The organism is Dendronalium phyllosphericum CENA369, from assembly GCF_016056275.1.
GTDB classification, from domain to species: domain Bacteria; phylum Cyanobacteriota; class Cyanobacteriia; order Cyanobacteriales; family Nostocaceae; genus Dendronalium; species Dendronalium phyllosphericum.
In genome coordinates this window covers 25,986-49,376 of sequence record NZ_JAECZA010000080.1, presented here as the reverse complement: position 1 = coordinate 49,376, position 23,391 = coordinate 25,986, and the positions used below count along the sequence as shown (strand labels likewise).

The following is a 23,391-nucleotide window of genomic DNA, read 5'->3' as shown; positions in this document are numbered from 1 at the left end:
ATAATTCTTTGCTCATAACTCCTGACTCAGCAACTTGAAAGCAGTTTCATTTTTTCGTTGGTGTCAATGTATTATGTGTTTTGTTGCTGCCTAAAACATTAATTGTCAAAGATTAATTCTTGACAAAGAAAGCGTTAATATTAACTTAACTTTCGTATTTTTCTCAGTTTATGTCTGGGTGAAATATATTTTATTAAAAGTGCTTATTAGTTTTTTAATATAGCCGTAGCTACACCCTTTAAGACACTTGTGATTGCTCAAAGCCTTAAAGGAACTGGGTTTTTACTCAGCACTCAGCACTCAGCACTTTGCTATATATGGTGATACAGGTATTAATAAATTAAGGATGAAAGATTACTAATTGCTCTTTCATCCTTGCTGATGCATAATTATCTAAAGTAAAGATTAAACTTTAACTTTTTTCATTGATGTTGCCTTTTTCGCTACAATGCAGGCAAGACTATAAGCAAAAATACCAGCTAAACTTGTAGGTTCAGGTACTTTACGATAAGAAACTGTACCAGAGGTGATTTCGGAATTGGGGTCGGTGCTGGAGAAAATTGTAAAATCTTCACCAACGATTTCGTAATTAATAGAACTGGCAGGATTAGTTTTATCGTTGAATAGATAGTCTAATCCAAAAGATTTTTGTCCTGTTGAGAAATCGCTTGAAAAGACTACAGGAAATTCTGGGTAGTTGAGATCGTCTTGTTCGGTGTAAACGGTAGAGTTACCGTTGAATTGAAAAGACAATGACTTAACCATCGCTACTGGAATAGAATCATTACTAAAAGTTGAGTCATCAAAGCTAAAAAAGCCATTTCCTTTAGTTGTAGAACTATCCACAGTAAAAGCGTAGTCAACGATTCCAGCAAATGCAGATTTTGTATCTACAGTAGCAAAACATAAAGTGACACCAGTAGCAGCTAGCAGCAATTGTGGCACTAATTTCATCTTAGTTTTCCTCACGATAAACTTCTACAAGTAATGCACGGTGCAAAATGTAGAAATAGTCTGCTGATAATTTCCTTTTTTCCAAAAAAGTGATGAAAATAAGCTATTCCCCTTTTTTGAAGAGAAGGAAAGAAATATCCGAGTACTTGGATTTATTTAATTTTTGGCTCGTGAGTTTAAGCAGACTTTAATTGCAGGTAAAAATAAAATTTAATTTAAGTTTGCCAACACAAATCTAAACTTCAGTTCAAATTAAAAGCTGCTCTGACTGGAAGTAAAGTCAAGAGCAGCTTGATTTAATAGTAATACCCAAACTCACAATTTAGGCATCCTCAAGTTCAAATTGAGCTACTGTTACTGCATTAAAAGCAAAAGCTACAACCAATGGCATAGGACATCTCAGTACAAAGGTAGAAACCACAGCTACAATTGTGCCCATTACCGCAGATATCGACCACAATCTCTCTTCAATGGTCAATCCTTTCTCAGCTTTAATGGATTTGAGAACATGATTTGGAATTGGTTCGGGCATTACTCCTCCTGGAGGAAAAGCCCAATAGTTGTTACGTCGCTCAACAAATAATTCTGTCCAGCCATTTTCTTGGCACCATGCTTCAATCCATTCAACAGAGTAATGTGTCATATCAGTGTTGGTAATTAGGCTTGTTGAATTTGTGTAGTGGAATCTAAATCTATGGAAGATTCTTGAGTAGTTAACTAATACCTATGAAGTTTATATTTAATTATTCTCTGTAGAGCTTTATTCAGCATTTGAGACAATTAAACAATTACACTCAAACAATGCTTACTACTCACCTTAATTAAAAGACTAACAGCCGAAAGTGGCTGCTGAATTTAAAAGACAACAAACTTTACCTAAAATTCGCCAAAGTTAAGAATTGTAAACAAATTAGCTAGCGATCGCCGACCAATAAAAATAAAAGCGTTGCTGAATAATGGGATGATTGAGGCTGACGCGGAGACGCGGGGACACGGAGACACGGGGGGATTATAGCTGATACAAATTCTAAAATCATCCCGCAATTATGCAACACCAAAATAAGCTGTACTTGCTAAGAAGTACGCATCTGACTTACCAAGTGAATGAGTTCTGGCAAAATCAGTTTTTCCATTCCTAGCCGTACTGCATTGCTAGAGCCAGGAAGGGAGAAAATTAATTTATTGTGATAAATACCGGCTACAGCGCGAGAAGCGATCGCTCGCGAACCAATTTCTTGATAGCTTAAAAATCTAAATAATTCCCCAAATCCCGGCAAGGTTTTTTCTAGTAATTTCTCAATAGCATCATAAGTGGTATCTCTTGGTGCAATACCCGTACCACCATTGAAAATCACAACATCTAAATTCGGGTTTTCAGCTAGTAATTGTATCTGTTCTCGAATCTGCACTGGCTCATCTTTGATAATTGCGTAAGCTGCTGTAGCATGGTTAGCATTAATAAGCAAGTGCTGGATAATTTGACCGCTTTTGTCTGTATCGGGCGATCGCGTATCGCTAACAGTAACAACAGCACAAGTTACTGTCATTTTAGGTGAGTCTGGGTGAGGTTGTTGTGTCATAAGCTAATAATCATCTCAATTGCATCCCCACATCTCCCATTCTCCGCATCCCTGCGTCTTTCTAAGGCAAAGGATTGTGCAACTTAAAGGCAGATTAGCTTACTTTTTGTTATTTGTCAGTGGTTAATTATTCGATGCCACTGACAACTGAATGCTGACTATTCACCAGATTTGCTAAATCCTAGGCCATTTTCTTCTGCATAGCGTTCCATGAAGCGCATAAACCGATCCCATTCGTCTTTAGATTTCATGAGGTGAACAGCTTCTAATGCTTCCGGTCTACCGTTGACAAATCTACCTTTAACTTCGCGGGTAACTATTTCCCCTTCTTCATCGATCAGGTACATACCAGTGATGTCTTCGGTGGTGTTTTGATCCAAAATCTTAGGATTTGTGAAAATAAAGGTCGCTGTACCGCTTTCGCCAGTACGCGATCGCGTCAAACGCACATCTGGAATTACTTCTTCGTCAAGACCTCTAGAAAACTGGATTTTCGCCATGAGAATGAATTTAAAGTTTTGTAATGGTTGATTTAATATTCTCTCATTATTTAGAACCCAGTAGTCTAGTCACTACTCATATTCTCTATCATCACTGAGAGGATGTTTGAAAAGTCCCTAATGATGTATCAAATAGTTTTAGATCCGCCATTATCCACGCCACATGCTTGAAGTCTGCAAAGCCGACGACACTTGCTAAGCTAATCTGCCTTTAAGTTGCACAATCCTTTGCCTTAGAAAGATGCGGGGACGCGGAGAAGGGGAGACGGGGGGATGCAATTTGAATGATTATTAGCTTACAACGGGGAGGCAGCCGTGTGGGCGGGTTTCCCGACTTGAACGGACTGCCGTGGGAACCCTCCGAAGTTCGCTTGGAAGGAAACCCACAAGAGCGACTTCTCTCCGCACCTTTTTAAGGGGGATGGAGAGAAATATTTAACACTTATCAGACATCCTTTCAGAGTTTCCTAGCTAAACAATTAAGCAAAATATAGCCAGTTAGATAGAGTAGTAACGCAATTTTTGACTCTGTCTGCTGGTTGTGCTGTTTTTGGGCTGATACGGTGCAATAGTCGAAAAATGAAAAACTTTGAGCGATCGCAAAAATATTGTTAATCCTACGTAAATTTTAAAATATCAATGTTATTAAAGATGCAGTAATACTTGATTTAATTGCTACTCCCCTACTTTCTAATTTTTGCCTGATTTATAACCTATTCAACAACACCCTTTTTTGGATAAATGCATGATTATCAGGGACTTTTGGTTAACTACACGCCTAGCGACAGTCTTTAGTATCCTGTTATTAACAGCTTGTAACAATACTTCCAACTCAGCAGATAGTTTTACAGGTTTAAAGGCTAAAGTTTTAGTAGGCAGTGCTTTGGGAGACTTTTGTAACCAAGCTGCAAAAAATTTTAATGCTACACAACCCAAGCTAGATAATGGTACGGCTTTCCAAGCGAGCTGCGAAGCACAGGGTAGCGGGGATATTGTCACTAAACTCGTTTCTTTAGCAACTCAACTCAAGAATGGAACTTTGCAAGCTGATGCAGCAGACTTTCCCACAATTATTTCGCTGGATGGAGATATATATTACAGCCAGCTAGTTTACCGCATTAACCAAGTTTATCCAGGGCAAAATTATATTCCGCAAATTACAGACTCAGAACTTTTAGCGAGTACGCCAATGGTGTTTATGGCGCAGACAGATGTAGCTGAAGGACTGCGAAAAGTTGCTGACCCTTACAAAGCTTTAGTAACTGCCAAGACTCACCGCGATATTGATGCATCCGGCCCGCCAACAGTAGTTCACTATGTCCACGCTGCACCAACTCGTTCTAATTCTGGGTTACAAACTCTGGTAGCTCAATACGCCAGTGTATCGGGTAAGCGTCCTGAAGAACTGACAATTGCTGATATCCAAAAATTTCAACCGCAAATTCAGCAAATTCAAAGCAAGATTACTCGCTACGGTGTTTCTACTAATTCTCTAGCTCAAGCAATGGTGAAAAATGGGCCATTTTGGGCTTCTGTGGGGTCGGTGTACGAGTCTAGTGTAATTGCTGCGAATTCTGGGTTACAACCAGGACAGGAACGCTATGAAGCTGTATATCCGAAAGTGACATTTACCTCTAACATGCGGGCAATTTTGCCGAAAGCACCTTGGGTAAGTGCAGATGAAAAGGCAGCTGCGGAAAAATTTATCACATATTTGCGATCGCCACAAACTCAAAAAATTGCCACAGATTTAGGTTTGCGACCGGGAACTCCAGGTGTAGCCTTGGGGCCAAAGTTTACCTCAGAATTTGGGGTGAATTCCCAAGCCAAGTACGACTCATTACGACCACCGAAACCAGAAGTTGTAGAAGCGATGTTGAAATCTTGGCAAGAAGTTGCGAAAAAACCATCTTTGGTGGTGGTAGTCGTAGATTCTTCGGGTTCAATGTCGGGTAATAAGTTACCAGCAGTGCAAAATACTCTGCAAAACTACGTTAAAAATCTCGGCCCAAAAGAGCAAATTGCTTTGATTGATTTTGACTCAGCCATTCGATCGCCTGTGCTGGTAGATGGTACGCCCCAAGGACGCGATCGCGGTTTGCAATTTGTTAGTAGTCTGAATGCTGAAGGCGGCACAAAATTATATGATGCTGCTCTCTATGCTCGCAACTGGCTACAGAAAAACCTTCGTAAAGATGCAATTAATGCTGTTTTGATATTAACAGATGGAGAAGATTCCGAATCTCAAATCAATTTAAACCAGCTTTCTGAAGAATTGAAAAAAAGCGGCTTTTCGACAGACCAGCGAATTGGGTTTTTCACCGTTGGCTATGGTAAGGAAGGGGAATTCGATCCCAAAGCACTGAAGACGATTGCCGAGTTAAATGGCGGTTACTATTCTAAAGGAGATCCCGAAACAATTTCACGATTAATGGCAGACTTACAGGTAGAATTTTAACCCCAATTAGTCAAGAATAGATAGTCTAAATTATTAATTATGAAACTAGTCAATCCATTATTTTATCCCTGGGCAGTATTGGCTGGAGGCATCACTTTGATCCTCGGCGTGCGTATTGCTCAATTGCCCAGTTTGATTGTGTTACCTCTTGCAACTGGTGTGGCTGTAGCAGGGGCTAGTTTTTCCAAATCCCGCGAACCTCAATATTTGGAATTAGATAATCCGGAGTTACAGCAGGAAATAACATCAGTCAAAACATCGGCTTTGGTTTTAGCTAATAAGTCCAACGAACTGCGTTTAGAGGTAAAAAAGCTATTAACTGATTCCTTCCAAATGGAACTTTTAGCAGCAGTGCAAATGAGTTGCGATCGCGCTTCGGAACTCCCAGCGAAAATTGATAATTTAGCATGGCGTTTACAAGGAAATAATTCCCTCCTCTCCCTGAATGAATTGCAACAGCAACTTTTAGAAGTTCAACAAAAATTGCAGTCGAGTTCGGGTATGGCAAAGCAACATCTCAGTCAACTAACAGACAGTCTTAAGCGTAATATTCAATTAGCCAAAGAAGGTCAAGATACTCGTTTGGCAAGAATTGTTAGTATTTCTACCCAAATTCAAGATTCCGCTGGAGTGTTGCAGCAATTACACAATCAGTTGCATACTTCCGATTTAACTGATTCAGAGCAAATTAATCAGTTGCAATTACTCAGTAATGAGTTTAGCAGCTTCCAAGAAAATATTGATTTGCTAGTTCGTAAATAATTAAATTGTTGAAATTTGGCTATCCATCCGCAAACAAAAGTATATGGTGAAGAAAAATTTAAAATCTCAACGTTATGCCACTTCAGTTGCAATTATCATCGCTGCCTTGGGTGTGACATACGCTCCCATTCCTGGGTTAAAAAAAACTGTGGTAATTGTTAGCGGTACAGAATTACAAGAACCTTTGCAACAGCTAGAAACGAAATTTGAGCAGATAAATCCAAATATTAAGTTAGAGCTAAAGTTTCAAGGCTCTCAGGATATAGTTAATCAGTTTGTTGACCAGAAAAATGATTTTAAACCAACGGTGTTAATTCCAGCCAATGGCGAAATTTTAACAGAATTAAGCGATCGCCTCCGCGCTACGAACAACACAGATCCCTTTTACGATTCTCCGCGACCCATAGCAAAAACTATACTTGTCGGTATTGCTTGGCCCGAACGCGGGAAAGTTCTGTTTCCCGACGGACGCTTTCAATGGCAAAAAATCGAACAAGCAATGCAAGCAGCTAACTGGGAAAAAATTGGCGGTTCTAGTAACTGGGGTAGCTTTGATTTTGTCACCACAGACCCCACCCGTTCTAATAGCGGTCAGGTGACATTAGATTTGTGGACGCAATCAAAATTAGGTGGAATTAACAAAGATAGTTTCAACAATCCATCTGTACAGTCACTATTTAATTTAATTAAAAAATCAGTCTACCAGCCACCCCGGTCTACAGATATTCTTCTGCAAGAATTTATTACTAGAGGGGCTAACGATGCTGATGTAGCGACAGTATATGAAAGTGTTGCCCTTTATCGTTGGCAACAATCAACTGCTAATCAAGGCAAACCTTATCAAATCTATTATTTAAATCCCTCAATTGAGTCTACCGCTACAGCGGCAATTGTACGGCGAGATGTAGATTCAAAAACTGCCGATGCTGCAAGAAAGTTTCTCGATTTCCTCACACAACCAGAACAACAAGCAGTGTTAGTTCAGTATGGTTTTCGGCCGGTGAATAATACTATAAATTTAAAAGCTGTACCTAGAAGTCCGTGGAATCAGAATATTCCTGGTGCTGAAGTCAAACCATCTATACAAACTCTACCACCGCCGGATGCCGCAACTTTGCAAGAAATTCAACGTCTCTGGGAGCGAGTTAATTAATTTAATTTATTTGCCAGTATTGCTTGATAAGCTTGAATTATTTGTCGAGCGATCGCATCCCAACTAAAATGCTCTAATGCATATTTTTGAGCATTTAATCCTCGCCTTTGGCATTCTTGCGGATTTTGCAAAGCTTCTCGTAATAATTCAAAAAGTGCTTGCACATCCGTCGCGCCTACCCATCCCGACTGACTATCACGCACCTGCTGATAAATATGTACTTGGTCGGAGATGACTACAGGTACGCTTGCTACCATCGCCTCAGCTACAGCTATCCCAAAATTTTCATAGTATGAAGGTAAAACAAATAAATCAGCAGTTTGGAGTAAACTAGCTTTTAATTCACCGCTAACAAAGCCTGTAATGGTAGTGTGCGATCGCAATGGTGAATTCTCAATCTGAGATTTGATTTTTGACTCGTAATCTGGGTCTTGAGGATTTGTCCCGGCTAAAACAAAGTGAAATTTACTACCGATGGCTAGCAATTTTTCTAAAGCTGGAATCAACAAATTCAAACCTTTTTTTGGGTCAATTCGTGACATAAACAACACCAAAGGTACACCCTCTGGTATCCCCAACTTACCACGAACTAAACTCTCCCTACTATCTCTTCCCAGGGGAATCACACCTAAAGGAATCACTAAATCTTGCGTAGCCACCCCAAATCTTTCTGATATTTTAGCTTCTTGGTCGCTAGTAAAATGAATTGCTGCCGCACCTGCTAAATTACGCCGTTCTAAAATATCAACATAAAACTGTTTCAATAGTTTTTTCTTACGCAAATCAGCCGGGTCAAGAGTTCCCAACGGACGCAAAATATAAGGCAACTTTTGCTGACGGCACACAGTTGCAGCAGCACTACTAATAGGAGAAAATAGTGCATGAATATGTGCAACGTCAAACTCGCGGGCGTGAAGTTTGAGCCATTTTAGTAAGTCAAGCGAAAATTTGTAGCGTCGAAATGGGGCACATCGAAAATAAATTATTTCATAACCATCTTGTTTAATTGGGCGATTTAAAGGAACATCCAAAGGTTGTTGTCCACTATCGCCATTACTATCAGTCGTGAGAATTGTAACTTCTACATCCTCTTTTGCTAAAGCCGGAGCTAGTCCTAGTAGCATTTGACTAGGGCCGCCGTAAATCAGTGAAATAGAAGGGACAATTTGTAAAATTTTCATTGTTATTGCTAGTAGTCAGTTGTCAGTTGTCAGTTATGATTTAGTTCTGACTGCTGATTACTTACTAGGGCAGCTTGCCAGAAATTACTATCTAGTAGAAAAAGGTTAAAAAGTTTATGCTAAGAACTTTCTTACCTTCTGCCTTCTGCCTCCTCCCTCCTGCCTTCATTTACTAATTCTTGATAAAACTCGAATTGCTGCTTTGCTAAAGCCTTATTCGTGTATTTCACCATTGCTTTGTGATAACCCATTTCACCAAGATTTTGGGTTAAATTAGGCTTTTCTATTAATTGCGCCAAGCAATCAGCTAACGCCTTAGCATTCCCTTCCGGAAAGACTAAACCAGCATCACCAATTACATGAGGAATTTCGCCAGAATCAGAACCAATTACAGGTACTTGGCAAGCCATAGCTTCAATAAGTACATGACCAAATTGTTCTTTCCAACCAACAGAAGTTAATGTTTTAAATTCATCACTTGTTTCTGAAGGTAGTACCAAAGTACTCATTAAATTGATATAACTGGCAACTTCGTTATGAGGGACACTTTCTACTAAAATTAATCTATCTCTAATATTATTTTCTGTTGCTATTTTAGTTAATTCTTCTTTTAATGGCCCGCGTCCAAGTAGTAATAATTTCCAAGACTTATCTTGTAAAGTAGCTAAAGCTTTTAAAAGCGTTAATAATCCCTTTTCTGGGACAAATCTTCCGACAAATCCCACTATAAAATCATCTGATTTTATGCCTAGTTTAGTTGCTAAATCTGGTTGAGATTTGGGAGCAAATAAACTTTCATCTACACCCAATTGCGGCATAACTTTAATTGCACCTTTGTATCCCCGTTGCCGTAAAATTTCTGCCCCATCTTGATTGCCAGAAATGATACCGTGGCTGTGGTCAAGGTTATATTTTTCTAATAAAGCAACTGGTAATTTCAGTTCGTAGGGCAAATTCCACCAAGTAAAAAATAGATTTTTTGCTTTGAGTCCTAATAGCTGATTTAAGACAATCATCTGAGTATATGCCAGTCCTCTAGACCCTTGTTCTACTTGGATAACTTGAGGGCGAAACTGACGCAACAAAGATATCAAGTCAGCACCAAATGTTAGAAATCCTTGATGATTTTGACTAAAGTTAGATATTGGAACTATTCTAAACGTACCTTCTTCGCGGTATTGACTTTCAATTATTTTGTTTTGTACGCCACCAGGTCTCCAGCTTTTAGGAACTACAACTGTTACCTCAATTCCGGGTTCTAGCTGAGATAAGGCACGTAATTTTTCACAATTAAGGTCTACAGTATATGTATGACTGGCAACTAAAATTTTCATAAATATTGGATAGTTGTTAGTTGTCAGTTGTCAGTTGTGTTTACTACTGACTAATGACTAAACTTGTTGGTCGAGGCGACTATAAATTTGACCATCATTCCATGTTGATTGGATGATAGTACCCAAGGCTTTGAGGAAACCGAAAGTGTAGAAGAAAGCGCGAGTTGCTATTTTGATGGGCGAACCGCTTTTGTGACAAGGAGGACGGCCGAGGACATGACAATCAAATAAACGGGCGTATAGACGTAAAGCTTGGGTAACAGTTAGGTTTTTCAGCCCTAGTAAAAAATGATTGTGGTAGAAGGTGAGTTGATACTTGAGCGATCGCATACTAATATCATGACAACCGCCAGTTTCTTCTCCTAAATGCACCAAATAAGCCTCTGGGTCGTACCAAATCTTATATCCAGTCTGTCGCACCCGCAAACAAAAGTCTGATTCTTCGCGCACTGCACTACCGCGAAACCTTTCATCAAACTTTAGCCCATGTTTAAAAAAGATTTCGCGGCGAAAAGACATGTTGCAACCCCTGGTTGTTAGCACCTGCTGGGGTTTAGTTGTATGCACCAAATCAATGTGATACCAAGCAATTCCTGGGTCCATAGCTTGGGGAGGAAGATATTCAATCTCCAATTCTCCACCAGAATCGCCTAATTTCATCCTGTCGAATACCCGTCCCGCAACAGCCCCCACCTCTGGATTTTGCAAATAATTTTTCACATGGGCTGCTAAAAAACCAGGAGTTAATTTTACATCATCATCAATAAATAAAATTATTTCACCAAGCGATCGCCGCACGCCATAATTACGCGCCCCTGGCAAACTCGCCCAATCTAAATGAAACAATTTAATTTTATTTGCTGCGGCTTGTTCTTCTAAATAAGCTTGAATTTCTGGTTGGTGTTTTGGTAATTGGTCAATCACCAAAACTTCAAAATTTGGATAATCCTGATTTAAAACATCTACAATACTATCCCGTAGTGTTTCCTCGCGCCCGTAGGTTGGTACAATAACAGAAATCAAAGGCAAATTATTCATGTGCTTTTATACTCAAATAAATTTGCTGTTTTGATAAAAAATCATTGACTATAATTCTCTTTGCCATTTTTATTTGGATAGTATAGGAATAAAATTAAAACTTTGTGTGTAGACGTTTTTTCTTCGCAGCTTTTTTCGGATCTGCATCTTCCTTATCCTGTTTCTCTAATGCTGGTAATTTAAATAGCACTCCTGCAAAAAACCAGTAATAAACAGCTACCGGATCGACATCAAGAGGATAGTAGTAAGTGTTGTAACTTATAAACAATATAAACACCCATAAAGCAGCTCCGTAACTGCGGAAATTACGGTTTTTTATTCTGCGATACGTTCGGAAGGCAGTAAATGTCAGGGTAGTGACTAAAGCCACAAAACCCAGTAACCCCAAAATACCTACCTCATATAGTACTTTGGGGTAGTAAGTTTCCACTAGCTTAGTTTGACCCAATGCACGGGCTGAATTCGTAGCGCGACCTAAGCCACTTCCTAGCGGCCCATCCACACTTTTCCAATTTTCCTCGAATTGCTGAACGATAAATTCTTGAGGTGGCGAAGCTTCCCAGCGACTAGTAAAACTTGCTGTTCTCTCTTCTACAACGGTAGGGTTAGTCACTACCGCAATACTAATAACTAAGGCAAGCCCTACACCTATAGGGATAAAGCGTTTCAAGTTACCAACTTGACCGGTCAGCAATAGCAAAATCACAAAGCAAGTTGGTACTAAAGCTAAGGCAATTCTCTGCCCAGAAACTACTGCATTAATAAAAACCGTAACTAAAGAACCTAAACTGACGATCCGCCAAATAATTGAAGGGTCGGTAAAACCTGTCGCAAAGGTAAAAAAGGTACTAGAAATCAAGAACCATGCCCACTGCCAAGGGGCAACAAATGTTCCTGGTAGGCGAATCATCCCCTGGCTGGGACTATAAACTAAAGAACCCCCAAAATAACATCGGGCTTCTAATGTGGCTTTAAATAAAGCACTTCCCTCGGCATTTCTAGTGCCTTCACATATCCCGGTTAATAGTAACAAATATTGAATTATTCCGAGTATGCAGGAGATAAAAATAAGGCTAATTTGTAAACGTGATAAAAATAAAAAATCTCGTTTATCACGAATTAAATAATAAGCGCAACCTATCAGGGGAACATATCCTAAAAATACTTTCAGCCCTAAAATACCCATACCAAGAGGTATTTCATTAGGTGCTTTTTCCAATAGTCCTGCACTAGGTGGGTTTAGCTGCTGTCCACCATTGACGAATATTAGCGTTAACAGACACAACCCTAACAATATATATAGTGGTGTTTTGATTGCTTTGACAGGAATTAAAGGTATTCCCCGTTGGCGGCAACTTTGCCAAAGTGAAATCAAAACTGGAATGTAAAAAGCATCTTTAGCTAATTGCAATACAGGACTATTGCCGATGTAATAAGTGATAGTACCTCCGAAAGGTACATAAATTATGAAAGCAATAAGGGCTTGACGCGGATATTTGTAGGAAAGACTTAAGATCAAAATTGCCAAAACAGCAGGAACTGCGGCTTTAATTCCGGCTACTAAAAATAGCAAAATGCCGACGAAAAAAGCAACAGACAAGGCAGTTGTAATCAAGCTAGTAAGTTCTTTACGTGCTTGGGCTGCTTTGCGCTTTTGGGCTAATTGTTCTTTAAGGCTAAGGGTAGGAGTTTCTTTGTTAGCCTGCTTTTTTGAGTTTTTTGATTTTTGGGACTTTGACTTTAATTTCGGCATAGCCGTGCTTTAGCCTATCAAGCTTTTTAAATAAGGAGGTCTTGCTATAAGTTGTACAAACCAAACTCGTCCCTAATCGATGGATTTAAAAATCTGCGATTGAAAATATTAAATCCCAACTTTGTTGAGTCGTAAAAAAGATGTTCTCCTGTTTCTAAAACATAAACTGCACCTGCAAACGGTAATGGTTTAATGGCTTTTGCCTTTTGCGTCAAAATGTTTCTCACTTGAGCGTGATCTATATAGTATTTATAGTACCCATAGCCCCGGTTATATTCTGCCGTTTCCGGAAAATTGTTTAAGTCATATCGCAGAATATTACAAGTCCCACACATTTTATTGAATTCACTTCTTTTAAGATATATATATTGACTCCCCTCCCGATATTTATAACCTTTGTTGATAAACCATCCATTGCTATTAGGATTTTGCTTAATAAACTCTGCTAAATTTTTACTTACACAGTCATCAGCATCAACTGCCATTGTGTGAGTCGGAGAAAATTTTCGCGCATAAGTTAATCCTTTGAGGAGTTTCCGCCCTTTATCTGTGTTTCCTTGAGCTACTAGATTTGTTTCTTTGGCAGGGGGAAAATCAACAGTAATGTATGTTATTTGAGAATGAGTGAATTCTATTTTTGGCTTTTCGTGACAGACGACAATGGCATGAAAATCAGTTGAAGTTTGATTGCAAACTGATTTAATACATCTCTCAAATAATTTTGAGACACGCTCCCAAGATTTGGAAACTTGCGGACTTTTGAGTGGAATAACAAAAACCAGCATCCTCAAATTAGTTAAAAAGAGGTGTGAATTATATCAAGGATCTAATATAAGGTTTAAAGAGTAACAATGCAAATGCAAATGTGACAACTTACACAGTGACCAAGAGATTTCTAAACTAGAACTCACGCAGCGATACGACAAATCAAGGGTATGGACAAGGGGTGTAGGGGCGAATGACTAATAACTAATTCAAAACCGCCTCTGTGTTGCGATCGCCCCTTTTGGTGCATTACAGGACAATTCATTGCCGTAGCGCCTTATCTCAAGACACCTGACTCTTATTTTTGGTACGATTGGTAGAAATTACAGGTATTCCCCGTTCCATTAAAGACTTTTAACTAATTAAAAACTAATTTTTTATTAATATTTTTTAGTAATATTTTATAGGTTAAACAACGTGATAGAACAAACCCCGATAATTGTAGCTCAAGAAGTTCACAAATGGTATGGAAAATTTCACGTTATCCAGGGTGTGAGCTTAACAGTAAATCGTGGAGAGGTATTAGTGTTGATGGGGCCTTCTGGTTCGGGTAAATCAACATTTATCCGCACCTTTAATGCTTTAGAAGCATACCAACAAGGAAGAATTGAAATCGACGGAATTACCCTCAGCCATGACTTACGAAATGTCGAAAAAATTAGGCGAGAAGTCGGAATGGTATTTCAACAATTCAATTTATTTCCCCATCTAACAGTGCTGCAAAATATCACTTTAGCACCAATTCGTGTACGTCGGTGGTCGAAGGTAAAAGCCGAAGAATTGGCAATGCAATTGCTAGATAGAGTAGGAATATTAGAACAGGCACAGAAATACCCAGAACAATTATCTGGCGGACAGCAACAAAGGGTGGCGATCGCTCGTGCTTTAGCCATGCAACCTAAAATTATGCTGTTTGACGAACCTACCTCAGCTTTAGACCTAGAAATGGTACGCGAAGTATTAGATGTAATGCGAAATCTCGCTCGTGATGGTATGACAATGGTAGTCGTTACCCATGAAGTCGGATTCGCTCGTGAAGTTGCCGATCGAGTAGTTTTAATGGATAGCGGACACTTAGTCGAATCAGCCACCCCCGACAACTTTTTCACCAACCCCCAAGAAGAACGAACCCGCAAATTCCTCTCACAAATTCTCTAAAACTTCGCGTTCCTCAGCGCCCCTCTATGGTTTAATTAAACACTCATCGGGATATGGGAATAGGTGTTTAATTATTCATGAAATAAATCCAAATCAGTGACAGCACCGACGCTGCTAGAAGCAACCAACTTAGCATATTTCGCCAAGATACCTTTTGTATAACGGGGCGGACGGGGTTGCCAGTTAGCTCGTCGTCGTGCTAACTCTTCATCAGAAATATTCAACTGTAACAACCGAGAATGGGCATCGATGGTGATGGTATCACCTTCTGCCACCAGAGCGATCGCACCACCAACAGCAGCTTCCGGCGCAACGTGTCCCACCACCATACCGTAAGTACCACCAGAAAAGCGCCCATCAGTAATTAAACCGACTGCATCACCCAAACCCGCACCAATAATTGCCGATGTCGGCGCTAACATTTCTCGCATCCCAGGGCCACCTTTGGGGCCTTCATAACGAATCACAATGACATCTCCAGCTTGAATCTTACCCGCCAGGATGGCATCTAAACATTCTTCCTCGGAATCAAATACCCGTGCCGGGCCAGTAATGCTAGGCTTTTTCACACCAGTAATTTTAGCCACTGCCCCTTGTGTTGCTAGATTACCTTTGAGAATCGCTAAGTGACCTTGGGCATACATTGGTCGATCCCAAGGACGAATTACATCTTGGTTAGCGGGTGGCTTGTCGGGAACATCTGCTAAGACTTCGGCGATGCTTTTACCTGTAATCGTCAGACATTCACCGTGAAGTAAGCCATGCACTAGTAGCATTTTCATCACTTGGGGAATGCCACCTGCTTTGTGTAAGTCTGTGGCAACATACCTACCACTCGGTTTGAGATCGCACAAAACAGGTACGCGATCGCGGATAGTTTCAAAGTTATCGAGATTTAGTTCTACATCGGCAGCGCGAGCGATCGCCAGAAAATGTAATACGGCGTTAGTTGAACCACCTACAGCCATAATTACAGAAATAGCATTTTCTATGGATTTGCGGGTGATAATTTGTCTAGGTAAGATTTGTTGGCGAATTGCTTCTACTAAGACCTTGGCGGATTCGGCTGTACTATCGGCTTTTTCTGGGTCTTCTGCCGCCATTGTGGAAGAATAGGGTAAACTCATGCCCATTGCTTCAAAGGCTGAGGACATAGTGTTGGCGGTGTACATCCCACCACAAGAACCCGCACCAGGACAAGCCCGACTTTCAACTTCTATTAGTTCTTTTTCGTCAATTTTTCCAGCACTGTATTGACCTACCGCTTCAAAAGAACTGACTATGGTTAAATCCTGGCCGTTGTAGTATCCGGGTTTAATTGTGCCACCATAGACAAAAATTGCTGGGATATTCATCCGCGCTATAGCAATCATTGCTCCTGGCATATTTTTATCACAGCCACCAATGGCGATCGCGCCATCCATACTTTGCCCATTACAGACGGTTTCAATGGAGTCGGCGATCACTTCTCGTGATACTAGGGAATATTTCATCCCTTCTGTTCCCATTGAAATGCCGTCGCTGATGGTAATTGTGCCAAATATTTGCGGCATTGCTCCGGCTTGTTTAATACTAGCTTCGGCTATTTTTGCAAGTTGATTGATTCCGATGTTGCAGGGGGTGATAGTGCTGTAAGCGTTGGCTACGCCGACGATAGCTTTGTGAAAGTCTTCATCTTGAAATCCCACTGCTCGTAGCATCGCTCGATTTGGCGATCGCTGCACTCCTTGTGTGACCGCCTGACTTCTGATATTTTCTGACATCTTTGTTTCCTTGCGTGTCTTGTACGAGTATCATAAGTAGACTTATTTGAGATGTCCAATATATATTTATGCAGAATTAAAACTTATAAAATATCAAAAAGATGGAAATACGACACCTCCGCTACTTTATTGCTGTAGCTGAAGAACTGCACTTCAGTAGAGCCGCTGAAAGATTGCATATCGCTCAACCTCCCTTAAGCCAACAAATTCAGCAACTAGAGTTGGAACTAGGGGTAGAACTATTTCACCGCAAAACCAAGCGACAGGTACAGCTAACCGAAGCAGGGCAAGTATTTTTGCAGGAAGCTTATCAACTATTAGCTCAACTAGAAAAGGCAATTGACCTAACTCAAAGAACGGGAAGAGGTGAAAAAGGGCAACTACGAGTGGGGTTTACTAGTTTAGTCACCTACAATTTACTGCCTCAAATTTTACGAAAGTTCCGAGAAAAATACTCAGAAGTAGAGTTGGTACTACAAGAGATGACGACAACTCAGCAAGAGCAAGCACTACAAAATCGCCACATTCATGTAGGTTTTGCTCATCCACCTTTGGAAGACAATACACTTCATCAACAATGCATTCAGCAAGAAGCCCTAATTGTGGCTTTACCGGAAACTCATCTCTTAGCCGAACAAGAATGCATACCAATGCGATCGCTTGCTGAGGAATTTTTTATTATGTTTCCCCGCCACTTAGGGCCAGGACTTTACGACCAAATTGTGAGTCTTTGCCAGCAAGGAAATTTCAGCCCTAAAATAACTCAAGAAGCGATTCAGATGCAGACGATTATCGGGTTAGTGTCGGCAGGAATGGGAATTGCGATCGTACCTTCTTCTTTAAAAAATCTTCAGCGTTCTGGTGTAGTTTACCGCCCATTTCAGGAGAAAACACCATTAATAGAAACAACTATAGTCTGGCAACAAGAAGATATAACTCCTGTTCTACAGCAGTTTCTGCAAGTGGTGAAAAGCTTTTCTATTTAAAAAAATCAAAATATCCTAAGCTCGACTTTATCCAAAATAAAAAACTTGTTTCTAGTTACTTATATTTAAAACGTCTAGTTTTATTTAGTTAATGTAAATTATACGAATTTGAAAAAAGAATGTGACAAATAGACCATTTGTAGAGACGCGATAAATCGCGTCTTGAACCAAGGATGTGTTGCAATCAATAATTGAAGCGATCGCAAATACAAACAAGATTTTAGAGACGAGCTTTAATATTAGAGTTTTTACTTAAATACAAAATTAATTTATACAATTACATTCATGTCTAAATTGTCAAACAACTACCGACTAATACTTAAGCAATAAAATAACAAAATTTACTGAATCTTCAAGAAAAATCACTGACATAGCAAGAGTCTGAAGACAGAATTAAATAGTGTGGGTGCTTCAAAATCCAGAAAAATAAATTTTTGAAGAAAAATACTTTCATAGTCCATTAAAACCAGAGAACTTCTGACTAATTTGTTATGCGGATTTTAATTTACTCCTACAACTACTATCCAGAACCAATTGGTATCGCCCCACTGATGACGGAATTAGCAGAGGGACTGGTCAAAAGAGGTCATGAAGTGCGTGTAGTCACCGCCATGCCTAACTACCCCGAACGCCAAATTTATGAAGGCTATCGGGGGAAATTATATTTCACCGAATATAAAAATGGTGTCAAAATCCAACGCAGTTATGTTTGGATTCGTCCACAACCTAATCTGTTAGATAGAGTATTGCTAGATGCTAGTTTCGTTGTTACTAGTTTTTTGCCTGCTCTGGTTGGCTGGCGACCAGATGTGATTCTCTCAACTTCGCCATCACTACCTGTTTGTGTACCAGCTGCTCTTTTGGGATGGTTGCGTAACTGCCCTGTAGTATTAAATCTTCAAGATATATTACCGGAAGCAGCCGTCCATGTTGGACTACTGAAAAATAAATTGCTTATCAAAGTATTTGCTGGATTAGAAAAATTCGCTTACCGCACTGCTTCTAAAATTAGCGTCATCGCTGATGGGTTTGTAGAAAACTTACTATCTAAAGGTGTAGAATCAAGCAAAATTGAGCAAATTCCTAACTGGGTTGATATAAATTTCATTCGCCCTTTGTCAAAAGAAAATAACCTTTTTCGGATGGCACATAACCTCAATGGCAAATTTGTAGTACAGTATTCTGGAAACATTGCCCTGACCCAAGGTTTAGAAACTGTCATTAAAGCTGCTTCTGTATTGCGTCATATCCCAGAGATTGCCTTTGTAATTGTTGGAGAAGTAAAAGGTTTACAGCGATTACAAAAGTATTGTCTAGACTGTGGAGCCGATAACGTTTTGCTATTGCCGTTCCAACCCCGCGAAGATTTACCACAAATGTTAGCGGCTGCCGATGTTAGTTTGGTAGTGCAAAAGAAAAATGTCATCTCATTCAATATGCCATCAAAAATTCAAGTATTACTTGCTAGTGGTCGGGCTTTAGTCGCATCTGTTCCCGACAATGGTACAGCAGCAAGAGCAATTAGACAAAGTGGCGGTGGAGTTATTGTTCCTCCAGAAGACCACGAAGCTTTAGCAACGGCAATTTTAGAACTCTACAAACATCCAGAAAAAGTCAAAACTCTAGGTTATAACAGCCGTCAATACGCTACAGAACAATATGCTTTTGAACATGCTTTAAATCACTATGAGAAGTTATTTTATTCGGTGACAGCAGATAGTCAAGCAATTGAGTCGAAAGTAGTTTCAAAACAAGAAGTATGAATCTAATCATTAGTCTAATACCAATTCGTAATTCGTAATTCGTAATTAAGAAAGTCAGATATGGCACAATACAGTTCAGTTAAGCCCCAAATCCTCATGTAGAGACGCGATGAATCGCGTCTGAAAGACCAATTTTCTACGCCAATAACCTTTAACTGAACCGTATTGAGGTATGTCATAGCTTTGGAGGTTTAAATGTGTTGCCTCATTTTAGATAATTAGTCTAAACTCTAGATTTTAGAATTAAAGTCAAAACAAAAATAAAAAGGCAAAAGACGAAATCTTTTGCCTTTTTATTTTTGAATTTTTAATAAGGTTATCTAACAATCGCCAACTAACTGCAAATGCTGCACCCACAATTAAGCATTCAGTTTCTTCTCTACTAATTCATTTGTTAGTTTAGGGTCGGCACGTTTGCTAGTCTTCTTCAGAACCTGTCCCACAAAGAAACCTTTGAGATTAGTATTACCGTTGCGATACTTTTCTAGTTCTTTGGGATTGGCAGCTATGACTTCATCAACAATAGGTTCCAGTACGCTAGGATCGGTAATTAACTCTTGACCAGCAAAAGCTTTTTCAGGAGAAATACCTGTGAGTAAATCTGGCAGCTTTTCTTTAGCTTGAGCATTGCTAATTTTACCCTTTTCAATTCGAGTGATGATATCAGCTAGATTTGTGGGAGTCAAAGCAATTTCAGTAATATTAAGTTTTTGTTTGTTGAGGTATGCCGCGATATCTTGAGTAATCCAGTTGGCAGCAGCTTTCGGATTGGCTCCTGCTGCGATCGCCCCTTCAAAATACTCGGCTACCGGACGGTCTTCTGTCAACACCCGCGCATCGTAAGCCGAAAGCCCCAACTCGCTTTCATAATGATGGCGTTTTTGTGCTGGCAGTTCTGGCAGTTCGTTACGCCACTGCTCTAATTGTTTATTGGATACCTCAATTGGTGCTAAATCGGGTTCGGGGAAGTAGCGGTAATCACTAGAACCTTCCTTAACCCGCATACTACTTGTACGTTGAGTACCTTCTTCCCATAGACGAGTTTCTTGGACAATGCGATCGCCTGCTTCTATGGCTGCAATCTGCCGTTCAATTTCGTACTCAATGGCTCTTTGGATGGCACTAAACGAGTTCATATTTTTAATTTCTACTTTCGTGCCAAACTCTTTTTGTCCCACCGGACGTACAGAGATGTTGACATCACAACGTAGAGAACCTTCTTGCATGTTGCCATCACTCACACCGAGATACCGGACAATACGGCGTAATTCTTCGGCATATTCAGCAGCTTCTTGTCCGGAACGCAAATCGGGTTCAGAGACGATTTCTACCAACGGCACACCTGCGCGGTTGTAGTCTACCAAAGAATAGGTAGAACCAGATAGGCGATCGCTACCTGCGTGTACGAGTTTGCCTGCGTCCTCTTCCATGTGCAAACGGGTGATGCCAATGCGTTTGCGAATCGGATTGCCTTCTGCATCTACTAACTCAATTTCTAACCAGCCATGTTCTGCGATTGGCAAGTCATATTGAGAAATTTGGTAATTTTTGGGTAAGTCAGGATAAAAATACTGTTTACGGTCAAATTTGCTATATTTAGCAATTTGGCAGTTTAATGCCAAGCCAGCTTTGACGGCATACTCTAAAACTTTTTGGTTGAGTACAGGTAGAACCCCAGGTAAACCCATACATACTGGGTCAATATTAGTATTGGGGTCAGCACCAAATGCTGTGGAACTGGTAGAGAAAATCTTTGTATTGGTACTCAGCTGACAATGGGTTTCCAGACCAATAATCGCTTCGTACTCAGTTTTTACGGTAGTAGCAGTCATAATATCTCTATTTTGGCATAATCTTTCTTTAGCGTACTATTGTAGCGGCTCTTGAAAGGAGGCTGGGGGAGATGGGGAAGACAAGGGGGACAAGGGAGAAGTAACTACTGACTCTTGGAAAGACTTGGGTTAATCGCGTCTCTACGACAACTGACTAATGACTCTTCACAGAAGCTTGTGCCTCGCAGTGTAATCTTATAGCTATGCGGAACATTTCTTGCCCTGTGTGCAAATAACGTTCATCGTAGTTCAATGGGAAATAAGCTAACTCTTCCAATCCATCTCCTACTTGACTGAGGCTGTAGTAAAGGTGGGCTGCTGTTCTAGCAAGACTGGGAGGATTCGGTAGAGAACGAAAAGTGACTTGTGCTTGTTTAAAGTCATCTCGACAAGTTTGTAAGTATTCCTGAAATTCTTCTAATAATTCATCGTCAAAGGGATCGGCAGCCAATTGCTCCATTTGTTCTTCTAAGGAATAGAGAATGCCAGAAAGTAAACGATTGACTGGTTGATACACTCGCCGCAGCCATTCCTCGACTTGTTCATCCGCATCCCGTCCTGTTTGTCGTGTTACTTTGTAATGCTTTTGAGCGGATGCTGTACGCTGTTGGCGATCGCTATTTAATTTTAAAGAGTCATCTTGCCGTTGTCGATCGTAATTGAGGCGACTTTGACTATCGCCTAAAACTTCGTATGCAGCGTTAATACGAATAATCTGGTCTTTATCGGCAGTTTCTTGATTGCTGTCAGGATGAAATAATTTTACCAAGCGGCGATAAGCTTGTTTAATCTCCGCTTGGCTTGCATGTGGACTAACTTTTAGTGTGTCGTAGTGATTAAAATTTTGCTTAGAATTGACCATTCATCCAAATTTATCGTTAGCTGATGCTAGCGGCTACCTTTGTTTCCAAGTCTTGGAACAATGGTGTACTTAAATACCTCTCTCCAAAACTGGGTTGAATCATTACAATTAAACGTCCCTTGTTTTCTTGGCGTTGGGCAACACGAATGGCAGCACATAAAGCTGCTCCACTAGAAATACCAGACAGCAGCCCTTCTTCTCTTGCCAAACGCCGACCGTAAGCGATCGCTTCGTCATCGGTAACGCTAATCACTTCATCTATCAATTTTACCTTGAGCACTTGAGGAATAAAACCAGCCCCAATTCCTTGAATTTTGTGCGGCCCCGGTCGTCCCCCAGATAAAACTGGGCTATTGGCTGGTTCGACTGCGATCGCTTTAAAGCTCGGCTTGCGTGCTTTAATTACTTCTGCTACACCTGCGATCGTACCACCTGTACCAACCCCTGCCACAATCATATCAACTTGACCATCGGTATCTTCCCAGATTTCCTCTGCTGTCGTTTCCCGATGCACTTTGGGGTTGGCTGGATTGCGAAACTGCTGCAACATATAGGCATATGGCGTAGTCTCCACTATTTCTTGCGCCCGGCGAATTGCCCCACTCATACCTTCAATTCCTGGTGTGAGTTCTAGTTCAGCTCCATAAGCGCGCAGCATTGCCCGCCGTTCCCCACTCATCGTCTCTGGCATTGTCAAAATCAAACGATAACCTTTAGCAGCAGCTGCCATTGCTAGGGCAATTCCCGTATTACCAGAGGTAGGTTCTACTAATACTGTCTTTTTAGGAGTAATTAACCCCTCTTGTTCTGCGGCATTAATCATACTCACCCCAATTCGGTCTTTAACTGATGCCGATGGGTTCATGCTTTCTAGTTTCACGACAATTTGAGCAACACATCCTTCCTCTTGGGGGATGCGGTTCAATTGCACTAATGGAGTACGACCAATTAGTTCTGTAATGTTACGAGCAATCCGCATAATTATTCCTTTGTTCGTAGATATTTAGTCATTAGTTATTAGACAAGTAATAACTGATGACTTACTAAATGTAGTACATGACATCTAACTGCCGCCGGGAATCTCGTTTTTCACACACATCCTGAAGCGTGTATTTTTGCAACACTGAATTTGCTGCTTGACAAGCTTCTTGCCAGATTTCATCTACAACAGAACTGTCTAAAGTTTTGCGATTAATTTCTTCCTCACCTGTCCTGATATCTAAGCCTTCCAAACATTCTAAAACTTGTAAAATGGTGATTTTCCAAGGTTCCCGTGCCAACAAATAGCCACCTTTCGAGCCACGTTGACTTTTTAGTATACCCCCGCGCCTCAATGTCGCTAGTAGCTGTTCTAGATAGCGATCTGGTATATTTTGTTGTGCAGCAATTTGGCGAATTTGCATTGGTTCGCCGCTTGCATAATGAGTTGCCATCTCTAATAAAGCAAGAATGGCATATTCAGATTTACATGATATTTCCATAGGCAGTAATAAGTAAGAGTAGAGACGCGATTAACCCAAGTCTTTCCAAGAGTTAGGAGTGAGGAGTT

The 23,391-nt window shown here is 40.3% G+C and carries 21 protein-coding genes; 7 read left to right on the top strand and 14 right to left on the bottom strand.

The window, feature by feature from the left end:
- Positions 1–405: 405 nt before the first annotated feature.
- From I8752_RS16735 to psb28, 4 genes are all read right to left on the bottom strand, one after another.
- Positions 406–954: a PEP-CTERM sorting domain-containing protein gene (locus I8752_RS16735; protein WP_214433437.1), complete on the bottom strand. Its 549-nt coding sequence runs from the start codon at positions 952–954 to the stop codon at positions 406–408.
- 322 nt (positions 955–1,276) lie between these two features.
- Positions 1,277–1,597 carry a slr1957 family protein gene (locus tag I8752_RS16730; RefSeq protein WP_214433436.1) on the bottom strand — a complete coding sequence of 107 codons (321 nt, stop codon included), beginning with the start codon at positions 1,595–1,597 and terminating at the stop codon, positions 1,277–1,279.
- 430 nt (positions 1,598–2,027) lie between these two features.
- The gene (locus I8752_RS16725; protein WP_214433435.1) at positions 2,028–2,534 is read right to left on the bottom strand and encodes a MogA/MoaB family molybdenum cofactor biosynthesis protein; all 507 of its coding nucleotides are present in this window, start codon (positions 2,532–2,534) and stop codon (positions 2,028–2,030) included.
- A gap of 158 nt (positions 2,535–2,692) precedes the next feature.
- The gene (gene psb28 / locus I8752_RS16720; protein WP_214433434.1) at positions 2,693–3,034 is read right to left on the bottom strand and encodes a photosystem II reaction center protein Psb28; all 342 of its coding nucleotides are present in this window, start codon (positions 3,032–3,034) and stop codon (positions 2,693–2,695) included.
- Between the two features lie 284 nt (positions 3,035–3,318).
- Between psb28 and I8752_RS38055 the strand changes: the two genes are divergently transcribed.
- From I8752_RS38055 to I8752_RS16705, 4 genes are all read left to right on the top strand, one after another.
- Positions 3,319–3,450 (top strand): hypothetical protein, encoded by a 132-nt coding sequence (locus I8752_RS38055; protein ID WP_263985314.1) that lies wholly within the window; start codon positions 3,319–3,321, stop codon positions 3,448–3,450.
- A 329-nt stretch (positions 3,451–3,779) separates the two neighbouring features.
- Positions 3,780–5,492 carry a VWA domain-containing protein gene (locus I8752_RS16715; RefSeq protein WP_214433433.1) on the top strand — a complete coding sequence of 571 codons (1,713 nt, stop codon included), beginning with the start codon at positions 3,780–3,782 and terminating at the stop codon, positions 5,490–5,492.
- A gap of 39 nt (positions 5,493–5,531) precedes the next feature.
- Positions 5,532–6,254 (top strand): hypothetical protein, encoded by a 723-nt coding sequence (locus tag I8752_RS16710; protein WP_225895709.1) that lies wholly within the window; start codon positions 5,532–5,534, stop codon positions 6,252–6,254.
- 43 nt (positions 6,255–6,297) lie between these two features.
- Positions 6,298–7,407 (top strand): substrate-binding domain-containing protein, encoded by a 1,110-nt coding sequence (locus tag I8752_RS16705; RefSeq protein ID WP_214433432.1) that lies wholly within the window; start codon positions 6,298–6,300, stop codon positions 7,405–7,407.
- On the opposite strand, the gene hpsP is transcribed toward I8752_RS16705, so the two are convergent.
- The 5 genes from hpsP to I8752_RS16680 form a co-directional block, all read right to left on the bottom strand.
- Positions 7,404–8,588 (bottom strand): hormogonium polysaccharide biosynthesis glycosyltransferase HpsP, encoded by a 1,185-nt coding sequence (gene hpsP, locus I8752_RS16700; protein ID WP_214433431.1) that lies wholly within the window; start codon positions 8,586–8,588, stop codon positions 7,404–7,406. The genes I8752_RS16705 and hpsP overlap by 4 nt on opposite strands.
- A 131-nt stretch (positions 8,589–8,719) precedes the next feature.
- Positions 8,720–9,922 carry a hormogonium polysaccharide biosynthesis glycosyltransferase HpsO gene (gene hpsO, locus I8752_RS16695; RefSeq protein ID WP_214433430.1) on the bottom strand — a complete coding sequence of 401 codons (1,203 nt, stop codon included), beginning with the start codon at positions 9,920–9,922 and terminating at the stop codon, positions 8,720–8,722.
- A gap of 57 nt (positions 9,923–9,979) precedes the next feature.
- Complete coding sequence (gene hpsN / locus I8752_RS16690; protein ID WP_214433429.1) at positions 9,980–10,960, bottom strand: hormogonium polysaccharide biosynthesis glycosyltransferase HpsN; 981 nt, start codon at positions 10,958–10,960, stop codon at positions 9,980–9,982.
- A gap of 94 nt (positions 10,961–11,054) precedes the next feature.
- A complete protein-coding gene (gene hpsL, locus I8752_RS16685; RefSeq protein ID WP_214433428.1) occupies positions 11,055–12,713 on the bottom strand; it encodes a hormogonium polysaccharide biosynthesis protein HpsL in 1,659 nt (552 codons plus the stop codon).
- A 44-nt stretch (positions 12,714–12,757) separates the two neighbouring features.
- Positions 12,758–13,498, bottom strand: coding sequence for a glycosyltransferase family 2 protein (locus tag I8752_RS16680; RefSeq protein ID WP_214433427.1), 741 nt, complete (start codon positions 13,496–13,498; stop codon positions 12,758–12,760).
- Positions 13,499–13,895: 397 nt separating this feature from the next.
- Here I8752_RS16680 and I8752_RS16675 point away from each other — a divergent pair, with 397 nt between their 5' ends.
- Positions 13,896–14,636, top strand: coding sequence for an amino acid ABC transporter ATP-binding protein (locus I8752_RS16675; protein ID WP_318780858.1), 741 nt, complete (start codon positions 13,896–13,898; stop codon positions 14,634–14,636).
- Between the two features lie 71 nt (positions 14,637–14,707).
- Here the strand turns inward: I8752_RS16675 and ilvD are convergent, their stop codons facing one another.
- Positions 14,708–16,399 (bottom strand): dihydroxy-acid dehydratase, encoded by a 1,692-nt coding sequence (ilvD, locus tag I8752_RS16670; protein WP_214433426.1) that lies wholly within the window; start codon positions 16,397–16,399, stop codon positions 14,708–14,710.
- Between the two features lie 101 nt (positions 16,400–16,500).
- Here ilvD and I8752_RS16665 point away from each other — a divergent pair, with 101 nt between their 5' ends.
- Positions 16,501–17,385 carry a LysR family transcriptional regulator gene (locus I8752_RS16665; RefSeq protein ID WP_214433425.1) on the top strand — a complete coding sequence of 295 codons (885 nt, stop codon included), beginning with the start codon at positions 16,501–16,503 and terminating at the stop codon, positions 17,383–17,385.
- A gap of 491 nt (positions 17,386–17,876) precedes the next feature.
- A complete protein-coding gene (locus I8752_RS16660) occupies positions 17,877–19,148 on the top strand; it encodes a glycosyltransferase family 4 protein (RefSeq protein WP_214433424.1) in 1,272 nt (423 codons plus the stop codon).
- 359 nt (positions 19,149–19,507) lie between these two features.
- On the opposite strand, the gene gatB is transcribed toward I8752_RS16660, so the two are convergent.
- The 4 genes from gatB to I8752_RS16640 all read right to left on the bottom strand — a co-directional run bounded on the left by gatB (position 19,508) and on the right by I8752_RS16640 (position 23,323).
- Entirely contained in the window at positions 19,508–20,983 is a 1,476-nt protein-coding gene (gene gatB, locus I8752_RS16655) for an Asp-tRNA(Asn)/Glu-tRNA(Gln) amidotransferase subunit GatB (RefSeq protein ID WP_214433528.1), read from the bottom strand.
- 151 nt (positions 20,984–21,134) lie between these two features.
- Positions 21,135–21,842 (bottom strand): J domain-containing protein, encoded by a 708-nt coding sequence (locus I8752_RS16650; protein ID WP_214433423.1) that lies wholly within the window; start codon positions 21,840–21,842, stop codon positions 21,135–21,137.
- 16 nt (positions 21,843–21,858) lie between these two features.
- Entirely contained in the window at positions 21,859–22,821 is a 963-nt protein-coding gene (gene cysK, locus I8752_RS16645; RefSeq protein WP_214433422.1) for a cysteine synthase A, read from the bottom strand.
- Positions 22,822–22,885: 64 nt separating this feature from the next.
- Positions 22,886–23,323 carry an RrF2 family transcriptional regulator gene (locus I8752_RS16640; RefSeq protein WP_214433421.1) on the bottom strand — a complete coding sequence of 146 codons (438 nt, stop codon included), beginning with the start codon at positions 23,321–23,323 and terminating at the stop codon, positions 22,886–22,888.
- Between the last annotated feature and the right edge of the window lie 68 nt (positions 23,324–23,391).